Source organism: Fibrobacter intestinalis, assembly GCF_900167415.1.
GTDB classification, from domain to species: domain Bacteria; phylum Fibrobacterota; class Fibrobacteria; order Fibrobacterales; family Fibrobacteraceae; genus Hallerella; species Hallerella intestinalis.
Genome location: NZ_FUWU01000081.1, coordinates 1 through 9,540, shown reverse-complemented (window position 1 = coordinate 9,540; position 9,540 = coordinate 1). Strand labels below are relative to the sequence as shown.

Sequence of the window (9,540 nt, the reverse complement as noted above, 5' to 3'; positions counted from 1 at the left end):
GCGTTCAACTTCAAGAGGGCCATGAGGCGCTTTTTTGCCCTGTTGGAATGGCTATACTGTTTTTGCCTTCTGTGGAACGGAATGAACAAAAAATGCGAACGTCCTTATCTTGCGTTCGCAAAGTGACTTTTTAAGGGCTGACTATCTACTCAATGCTGTCATCATGTTTATTAAATGGATGAGGGGGAGTCGTGAGCAAGTATAAGGTTGGTATGTTCGGAGGCACTTTTGATCCGCTGCACAAGGGGCATCTCCATGTTATTGAAAGGGCGCGGGCGGTTTGCGAGAATTTATACCTCGTTCTCTCCTATTCTCGTTGTCGCGATCGGATTCCCGTTGAACTTCGGTACCGCTGGCTTCGGGGAACCCTTGAGGATATGGGTAGCCGGGCTTCGGTAATTCTTTTAGAAGATGGCTTAAAAACAAAAAACTCTAGTTGGGAAGAATGGAAAAAAGGGCGGGATTATGTGATGAAACAAATCGGAGCTCCCGTTGATGTTGTTTTCGCCGGTTCTGACTATTTGGGAGCTAATATCTACGAACGCTTGTATTCTTGTCCAGTGGAATATGTTGGACGAGAAGAAACGGATAACATCAGTTCGACGGCGATTCAGAAATTTCCTTTGGGCACGGGCTGGAACGCCATAGCGCCTCGATTCCGCGAGTGGTATCGAAAACGCGTACTTATTGCCGGTGTGGAAAGTACGGGCAAGACAACGCTGACAGAATTTCTTGCCAAACATTACAAAACCCGTCGCCAGCTGGAATTGGGCCGTGAAATCTGCGAATCCTGCTATGGTGAAACGCGGATGCTTCCTGCCGACTACATCAAGATTCTGCATCGCCACGCAGCCGCAGAAGAGAGGATGTTTGAAAGGGCGGAAGGCAAGGTTGTTTTCACCGATACGGATGCTATTGCGACATTGTGGTTTGCCAAATTGGCGCCATTTTTTGACAAAGAAATAAAAACGATAGAAAGATTGGCTTGGGCGACGATTTATGCGAATAAATATGACCTCATTTTGTTTTTGGAACCAACAGTCCCCTTTGTACAAGACGGCTGGCGAAAAGAGATTTCCAAGAGGGAACGCATGGCCAATAGCGAAAAGCTGAAGCAAATGTATCTAGACGGCTACAAAGGAATATGCCCTATTGTATTCATCGATGAGGTTTCTTACAAAGATCGCGAGAGGGCTGCCTCTTTGCCAGGTGGAAAAATTGCTGGGATCCGGCAGCTTGTAGAAAGCGGCTATTCGACTTTAGCGGATTCGTTTTGTAGGAGTGTCGGTTTGCTTAAAAAGTGTCAACTTCCCGATATAGCGAGAGTACGTTCGGTTGTCCGGGGACAACTGATAAATAAAGTCTCTCTTTTGTTGAAGGAAGAATCGGAATATCTTTGCTTGTGAACAGAATTTGAAGAGGTGTGTATGTTCAGATGGGAAAAAGTAAAGTTTTTGACGTTGGCGTGTTCGGCGTTGGCATTTGGCGCTTCTCCGTCTTTTAAAGTGGATTTTGACATGAGCGGACGTCAGAGCAACGAGGTTTCCGAGCCGAATTACACGGCGTGGGTGGTCAGCGGCGTCTCTTCCGCGGAAAATACATTCAGCGGCGTGAAAGTTCGGATTGCCAAAGCGGGTTCAGGAACGGAATTGCGCAGTACCTATTATAAAGTGGCGGTGCAGTCCCCCAATTATGCGCGTCTTGCCGGCGATGGCGTTACCGTAGATGGGGGAAATGAAGGCGGCGAAATCGAATTGTTTTTTTCCAATTTGCAGAACGTGGAAAATTCGCTTTTGCTCTATTTGAACCATCCGGATGATTATACGACAAATAAACCGAGTGACATCGACGTTTATGTGAACGGGGTAAAGCAGGCCTCCGTAGCTCCGACGGTACGGGCGCTTGCCAATGACAAGGCCGCTTTTGCGTATGTGACTTTTAACGTGACGAACGGAACGGTGGACATTGCGTTAAAGCCCCGAGGAAACAATACGATCAAGAATGTGATTTTGAACGGTTTTGAATTGAATGTTCCCAATGCGGCAGCGCAGGCGAAATTTCCGAATCCTTCTGACTTGAATATGCATGCGGCGCATACAAACGGCGCTTTGACTCTTTCATGGACAGCGGCGAACGGAGCCCAAAAGCATCGGGTTTATTTTGGAACGGATTCTTTGGGCGTTTTGAATGCGACAACATCCAGTGCGGAATACAAGGGCGAACAATCGGGGACGACGTATGCGCTTTCCCAGACGACACCGCTTCAATCTTATTTTTGGCGGATTGACGAAGTGGATGGAACCGGCAAAGTCACTGCGGGAAATGTGTGGAAATTTCAGCCGGGGCGACTCGCTTTTGAAGACGCGGAAGGTTACGGGCGTATGGCGGTGGGTGGTCGCGGCGGAAAGGTCGTGTACGTGACCAATCTGAACGATTCCGGCGAAGGGAGCTTGCGGGAAGCGTGCACCGCGGACATTGGGCCTAGAACGATTCTTTTCAAAGTATCGGGAATTATTAAACTGAACGATCGTCTGGTATGCAATCATCATTTCACGACGATTGCGGGGCAATCCGCTCCGGGTAAGGGAATCACCATTACGGGTGCGCCTATCGGTTTTACCGGCAACGATTTAATTGCCCGGTTTATGCGTGTGCGTTTGGGATACGGCAGAACTTTTGACGGAATGGGTTTGACGGGCGGGGAGAATGCCATTTTGGACCATGCGAGTATCAGCTGGACGATAGACGAAGCGTTCAGCAGTCGCGGCGGAAAAAATCTGACATTGCAGCGGACTTTGATTTCCGAAGCATTGAATATCGCCGACCACAAAAATTATCCATCGGGAACGGGGCATGGTTATGCGGCGACCATCGGCGGCGACATCGGCAGCTTTCATCATAATTTGCTGGCGCATAATGCGGGCAGGAATTGGAGCATGGGCGGCGGTTTGGATGGCGATGGCAATTACGCAGGGCGTTTGGATATTTTTAATAATGTCGTTTACAACTGGTACAGCCGCGTAACGGACGGAGGCGCGCATGAAGTGAATTTCGTCGGTAATTTTTACAAAATGGGTGCGGCGACCAAATTGAAAGACATCACGTTAAGCGCGGATTTGGAGGGGACTGGCGGCGGTTCGCAGTCCTATTACTATCACAATAATGTTTTGCAAAATACGAATGGCAGTTTTACCTGCGACGGGACAAACGATGAATGCGGAAGAAGATACACGCTTTCCAACAATCAGGTTCTGGATTGGGAAGTTTTTCGTTCCAAACCGTTTTTTGCTTCCTATGCGACAGTGCAAAGCGCCAAGGCTGCTTACAAGGACGTGCTTTCCGATGTGGGACAGCGCATGCCAATCCTTGACGATCACGACGCCCGCATTATTCAAGAAGTCAAAAACGGCACCTATACTTATACGGGCAGCGTCGGCAATCTTCCCGGCATTCCCGACCGCGAATCCGATGTCGGTGGCATGGAAAATTATCCGAGTACAAGCTGGGCGGACGATTACGACAGCGATATGGATGGGCTTCCGGACTTTTGGGAAAAAATGTTCGGCTACAACCCGAAATCCGCAAAAGGAGACTTTAGCGATGCCAACAATGACCGTTTAGGCGACGGCTGGACGGAACTGGAACGCTATCTGGAATGGATGGCCAAAGCGCACCTTCTGTTTGAAAAAGGCGAATCAAAAACGGTAGATCTTTCTCAATTCACGAAGGGCTACGATGGCGGTACTTACAAAGTAACATCTCCGAGTGGAGTGTCTGCTTCGGTAAGCGGTTCCAAATTGACCGTCGAACTTTCTGAAAATTTTGCGGGAGTCGGCTACGTGACCTTTACGCTGACCGATAAGGAGGGCGATACGTTTACGCGAAAGATTGGCGTTTCGCAGGGGCTTGCCGTTTCTTCGGGTTCCAGCTCTTCGAGTGTTGCGGGGAGCAGTTCTTCTTCTGAAGCGTCTTCGGGAAACGTTTATCAGGCGGAGGATGGCAATTTGATTAACGCTTCGTTTGAAGATAAAAATGCGGGCTTTCACGGAACGGGTTATGTGAATTACGCCGGCGAAAATGAAAGCTCTGTAGAGATTTCGGTCCATGTGGATTCTCCTGGCGAATATCTTGTTGAACTGGCCTACGCCAACGGTAAAGCGGAAACCCGAAAGCTGTCCGTTTCGGCTTCGGGAAATACGCCGCAGATTTTGGAATTTGAAACGACAGGAGCCTGGACGAATTGGGAAACCAAATCGCTTGTGCTCGCCCTTTCTGCCGGGGAAACAATAATTCAAATATCGACAGTCGATGGTGATGGTCCCAATCTCGATCAAATCACACTGAAAAAGCAGGAAACGTCGGCGGTTTTCCCGATTCTCGCTAAAGCGTTCCGCAAGCGAGTGGGAAATCGAATTGTCTATCTTGAAGGGATTCCTGAAAACGCCAAAATCACGATTGTCGATTTGAACGGCCAGCGAAAAACGATTCCACGATTGATTCAAAGCGGAAACAACGCCGTGCTTTATTTGGAATCTTTGCAAACCGGAGTCTATCTAGTTGATATTCGGGGTGTCGGAAAAAATCGAGGTTTTCACCAGTCGTTTAAAGTGATGCGTTAGGGATTTCTCCCTCAAAAGGAACGTCTTCAGAAAAATTTCCGGAGGCGTTTTTTACATTGTGGAAAATCGGGAGAATTTATGAACGACGAACGCTCTACTCTTGTCTATGTCAGCGGTCAGGGCCGCATTGAACAGCCAAAGCAGCAACCTGTGCGCCCAAAAACCGATGGCGTTGTGCGTATTGCCCTGAAGCGTCTGGGCGGAAACAAAATGGTGAGCGTCGTTTCGGGTTTGGATCTGGAAGAAGCGGAAATGTCGTCTTTGGCGCGCGACTTAAAACGCAAATGCGGAACCGGCGGAACCGCAAAAAATTTTCAAATTGAAATTCAGGGAGACAAACGTGGCGTTCTTCAAGCGGAACTTGAAAAGCGGGGCTTTACTGTAAAACTCGCCGGCGGTTAAAATTTTCCCGCTCGCTTACTGTGCAATGACGGAATTCTAGCAAAGTACTCCTAGGAATAACGGACTATTCTTCGTCATTGCGAGGATGGTTCGACAAGCTCACCAACCATGTACTTTGTCATTGCGAGCTGCGTTAGCAGCGCGGCAATCTTAGGCACATTGAAACACGAAAAAGCCTCCGGGGAGAATCCCGGAGGCTTGAAATGTGATTTGCCGAGAATTACTTCACACGGATTTTCTGAATTTCCTTGCCCACGCGGACGATGTAAGTGCCGGCGTTTTGCAATTCCATGGAAAATTCCGACGAGTTCACCACACCGCGACGCAGCACGCGGCCTTGCAAATCCAGCACGGCAAAGGCGGAGCCGATGCGGGCGTTCTGAATTTGGAGAGTGCGGTTTTGAACATGGAGATTGAAGCGGGGATGCGCGCTAAAGTGGAGAGCATCCGGATCTTCGGAACTGGAAGAACTCGGTTCAGCGGAAGAGCTGGAAAGCTGCACACTGGAGGAACTCTGCGCTATCGAGGAACTAGACTGCACCGCGCTCGAAGAACTTTGTGCTACGGAAGAGCTGGACGGTGTTACGCTTGAAGAACTCGGCTCAACCGAAGAACTAGACTGCACCGCACTCGAAGAGCTTGACACAATCGAAGAGCTAGACTGCGTTACGCTCGAAGAGCTTTGCAGAGCCGAAGAGCTGGAAGATACCGGCGTAGAAGACTTTTTCCAGAAAATGTCCAGATTGTCGGTAATGACGATGGATTCCCCCGGCTCGCCCAGCTTCACGCCGTATTCGTCAAACCAGGCGAAATCGTTGTCCGACGTAGGCGCTTCTGGAAGCGTAAAGGATTCGTTGAAATCTACGGATAAAGAATCAACCGGACTTCCATCCACAAAAAGACGAACCAGGCAGAGGTCTTCCGCCTCTTCGAATTGGGCGATGACCGTCAGATTTCCCGTGATGTAGGAATAGGACGGCGACCAGCCCGTGAATCGGGAACCCGCCTGCGAAGGAATTTTTGCCGGAGTCCTAGCCGAATCCCCATAGGCGACGGTCTGCCTGTCGATGATTTCCGATTCCGTCCGGAAGGTCACCGTGTAGGTGTTGATGGTAGAATCGTAAACCGCAAAGTAATCGAAGTTCTGCGTGGCGGCGACGATTTCCGAGGACCAGCCTTTGAAAGCAAAAGTGTATTTTGCGGTGGCCGGGAGGGTCGGCGTTTTGCCATAAGAAGGAAGATTGCCCAGCCGAACGGATTGCGAGTCGAGCTGCGTCCCATCGGCGTTGAAGAATCGGATGTCTAAAAATGCCAGAGGAAGGTCTTCGTAAGCCGCCCAAACCTCCGTATCCTTTAAAAATACCGTATTCGAGCCTACCTGCACGCCGTCCCATGTAAACCAGCCCAGGAATCCGGCTTCGGAATTGGAGGGGAAGGTCGCTTTCCCCTTGTAATTGGTAAAGCGGCTTGTGGTGTCGCCACGGGTGTCGAAGACAATTCTGTAGCTCGGCAAAGCCTTTGACGAAGCGAATACGGGATAGCTACCGGCAAAGCTCCAGACGCCGCTGTTTTCTTCCGTGCCGTTTGTCGTGTTCAGCTGCCAGGCGAATTCGGCGGTCTGCATCTGGGCGGTGGTGAAGCCGTACAGGCCTTCATCATTATTATTAAAGGACACTACCGTTTTGAAACCGGAACTTTCGGAATAGATAACGGAGTAGGAGTTTTTAATTATGTCGCGGTCAGAATATTTATAGTCTGAAATACCATAGAAAGGACAAGAACCTGTCATACAATTATTGAAGCAATTCGTAATGGTTCCGCCTCCGCTATTTTCTTTTACGATGCCGGCTGAATAGTAGCCGGTGGCGCTACCACTGTTCGTGCAGTAGCTTACCGTGCCATGGTTGTAGCCCACGATGCCGCCGTCGTCGATTGTGCCGCTGTTCGTGCAGCCTGTCACCGTGCCATAGTTGTAGCTCGCGATGCCGCCCGAGTAGGAGTAGGAGTAGTAGGAGGAGGAGTAGGAGTAGGAGTAGGAGGAGACGCTGCCGCTGTTCGTGCAGTTGCTCACCGTACCCCGGTTTTCGCCAGCGATGCCGCCCGAGTTGGAGGAGGAGTAGGAGGAGGAGGTGGTGGAATAGACGATTCCGCTGTTCGTGCAATCCGTAATGGTCCCGAGATTATTTCCTGCGATGCCGCCCGAGTAGGAGGAGTAGGAGGAGGAGACGCTGCCGCTGTTCGTGCAGTTGCTTATCGAGCCCCAGTTATGGCCAGCGATGCCGCCTGAATAAGAGTCTCCGCCGAAGGAAGTGATCGTTCCGCTATTCGTGCAGTTGATAATTTGCCCTTTATTGTAAGCAACAATCCCTCCTGAATAATATTTGGAATTTATGGAATCCCTTTTCATGTTCACGTTTCGAATAACACCAGAGGAATCCAAGAATCCGACAAGCCCGCCAAAAGATACCGTCGAATCCGTATAAATTCCGTAAATCGAGCGCCCCTGTCCATCCAAAACACCATTGAAGTAGCCATTACGCGTATTATAATAATAGCCAATGGGAGTCCATGGGTAGGCGGTATTGACGGTAGCCGTATCGCTGCCGAAAACGATGTCGTTCTCCAGCATGGCGTTAATCGCATAATTCCCGCCATTCACCTGTGCGGCAAACCAAGCCAGTTCTTCCGGCGTCGTAATCACATACCAGGCGCTATCATTGACAACTCTTGTCCTTGGCTCGCTCGTGCCACCCGTCCAGGCGGCCCCGAAACAGAACGGGGCTAGCAGAGCGAGAAATAACAACAAGGTTTTGAATATTTTCATGATTTGTCTCCTCCTTTGGTGGATTGAGTTTTACCTTGGTCGCTGGCTGCCAATTCCAACAGACTCTTTTTATTCAGAATGGTGGATCGGTAGTTAACCTCTGCCGAAAGCAAGTCCTTCAATATCTTGTATTCCTGGGAATCCAGACGGAGAGATTCCTTGCTAATTTCGCCTTTCCGCAATTTTTCAACATACCTTTTATCGCTAAAGGGTGAAAAAACGATGCGGTCTATCAATTCCGACCAATTATCAACCGGAATAAAGCCTCTCACACCCATCGCCCTTATCCATTTTTGATCATCTTTGCAAGACGGAGCTACCTGTTTTCCATATTGCACCAGCCTGTATTCGCGTTCGTCTCTGAATGCGATCCGCTTGGTAAAAAAGAAATTTTCTGCTTTGCTTTCCGTCAACCTTTCCTTAATTTTTTCAATCGTTCTGTATTCCATCTTGCCGAATATTTTGCCGTTTCCTTTCAAAATATTATCGGACTCTTCCAAAGACTTCTTCAACTCTTTTGTATCGCTATATTTTTTTTGCAAAAACGCATGCAGCAAGACTTCAGGTTTGAAACAGATTTTAATGCCTACGCCATCTTTACCGCCAGCATAGCCCTTCCAATGGTGGATGGTTTCTCTGGGGGAATAGGAATACTGAGTGTCGCCGTCATTCTTTTCGCCGTCTTTGCCTATTTTTTCCTCTTCCTCTTTTTCTTTTTTCGTCTGCCCCATGAAGCACATCACGCCGTAATTTCCGGTGGTTTTGGAATTGTTCATTTCCCGGACTCCGCGTTCCACAAAAGCCGCGTCGCAGCGGTCTTCCCAACGTTCCGTGTCGTAAAGCGGGATGCCGCCCAAACGAATCATCTTGACAAGTTCGTCAAGGGTTGTGAAGCGCATCAGTGAAACGATTTCTTCCGTTTTTTTAGCCATTCTCTGTATTCCTCATTTTCGCAGAAGTGCGCTTCTGCGAAAAAAGCATCTCGGGATGAAGTCTTGAACGGCACATTTTCCCGACTCGGAGCCGCCGCCGAGCAAAAAAGGGGACAGGTTGGAACATGTCCTGGCAGGGAAATCCGCTTGCCGGGGTTAGGATTCCTACGCCCAGAGTTGATTTCAGTCAAATCCGGGCCGGTTCTGCAAAGATTTTCACGTCTTTTGTATTGCAATCTTTACAAATCCGAGTTATATTTTGCTTATCGTTGGCGGAAACTTTCGCAGAAGCGCACTTCTGCGAAATTCACCGTTGGGCCGGCTTGCGCCCGGAACCTCCCGATTTTCCAAAATTTTCGTTCCAATAATCACTATTTCTTTGCGGAGCAGGATCTTGCGCCCACTTCGGGTTCTTCACGAACTCCCAGAACGCTTCCTGCACGCGCCGCTTGCTCTCAAATGTCGGGTGCACGTAAAGGTCAAGAGTCGTATGGGTGCTGGCGTGACCGAGAAGCACCGAGAGCGTTTTCAGGTCCTTGTTAGAAGTCAGCGCATGGGTAGCGAAGCTGTGCCGCAGGGTGTGGATGTGGGCATCCACTTCAATTCCCGCCGCCTTCAAAAACTTCTTGAAATGGTTCTGCAAAGTCCGCTGGTCGTGCTTCACCAAAAAACTGTCCGGCGGATTTTCCCTCGCCGTCTTTTTCAGCCATTGGAGCAGATTTTCCGGGATGGGGATTTCCCGATGGCCGCTTTCGCTTTTCGG

Annotated in this window: 6 protein-coding genes; 3 read left to right on the top strand and 3 right to left on the bottom strand. The window is 49.5% G+C overall.

Annotation, left to right across the window (positions count from 1 at the left end):
- Positions 1–191: 191 nt before the first annotated feature.
- From B5D40_RS14145 to B5D40_RS14135, 3 genes are all read left to right on the top strand, one after another.
- Positions 192–1,406: an AAA family ATPase gene (locus B5D40_RS14145; protein ID WP_078777434.1), complete on the top strand. Its 1,215-nt coding sequence runs from the start codon at positions 192–194 to the stop codon at positions 1,404–1,406.
- A gap of 21 nt (positions 1,407–1,427) precedes the next feature.
- Positions 1,428–4,619, top strand: coding sequence for a T9SS type A sorting domain-containing protein (locus tag B5D40_RS14140; protein WP_143394424.1), 3,192 nt, complete (start codon positions 1,428–1,430; stop codon positions 4,617–4,619).
- Between the two features lie 78 nt (positions 4,620–4,697).
- Positions 4,698–5,021, top strand: coding sequence for an SUI1 family translation initiation factor (locus tag B5D40_RS14135; protein WP_073303146.1), 324 nt, complete (start codon positions 4,698–4,700; stop codon positions 5,019–5,021).
- Positions 5,022–5,241: 220 nt separating this feature from the next.
- Here B5D40_RS14135 and B5D40_RS14130 read toward each other — a convergent pair whose 3' ends face one another.
- The 3 genes from B5D40_RS14130 to B5D40_RS14120 form a co-directional block, all read right to left on the bottom strand.
- Complete coding sequence (locus B5D40_RS14130) at positions 5,242–7,845, bottom strand: GLUG motif-containing protein (protein WP_078777433.1); 2,604 nt, start codon at positions 7,843–7,845, stop codon at positions 5,242–5,244.
- On the bottom strand, positions 7,842–8,777 hold the full coding sequence (locus B5D40_RS14125) for a DUF2971 domain-containing protein (protein ID WP_073303143.1): 936 nt from the start codon (positions 8,775–8,777) through the stop codon (positions 7,842–7,844). The genes B5D40_RS14130 and B5D40_RS14125 overlap by 4 nt, the downstream gene beginning before the upstream one ends.
- A gap of 307 nt (positions 8,778–9,084) precedes the next feature.
- Positions 9,085–9,540, bottom strand: a 456-nt coding sequence (locus tag B5D40_RS14120) for a tyrosine-type recombinase/integrase (RefSeq protein ID WP_159446936.1), incomplete at its 5' end; no start/stop codon positions are given.

Coding starts and splice junctions, on each gene's coding strand:
- B5D40_RS14140 (WP_143394424.1), top strand. CDS start 1,428: ATGTTCAGATGGGAAAAAGTAAAGTTTTTGACGTTGGCGTGTTCGGCG.
- B5D40_RS14125 (WP_073303143.1), bottom strand. CDS start 8,777: ATGGCTAAAAAAACGGAAGAAATCGTTTCACTGATGCGCTTCACAACC.
- B5D40_RS14135 (WP_073303146.1), top strand. CDS start 4,698: ATGAACGACGAACGCTCTACTCTTGTCTATGTCAGCGGTCAGGGCCGC.
- B5D40_RS14130 (WP_078777433.1), bottom strand. CDS start 7,845: ATGAAAATATTCAAAACCTTGTTGTTATTTCTCGCTCTGCTAGCCCCG.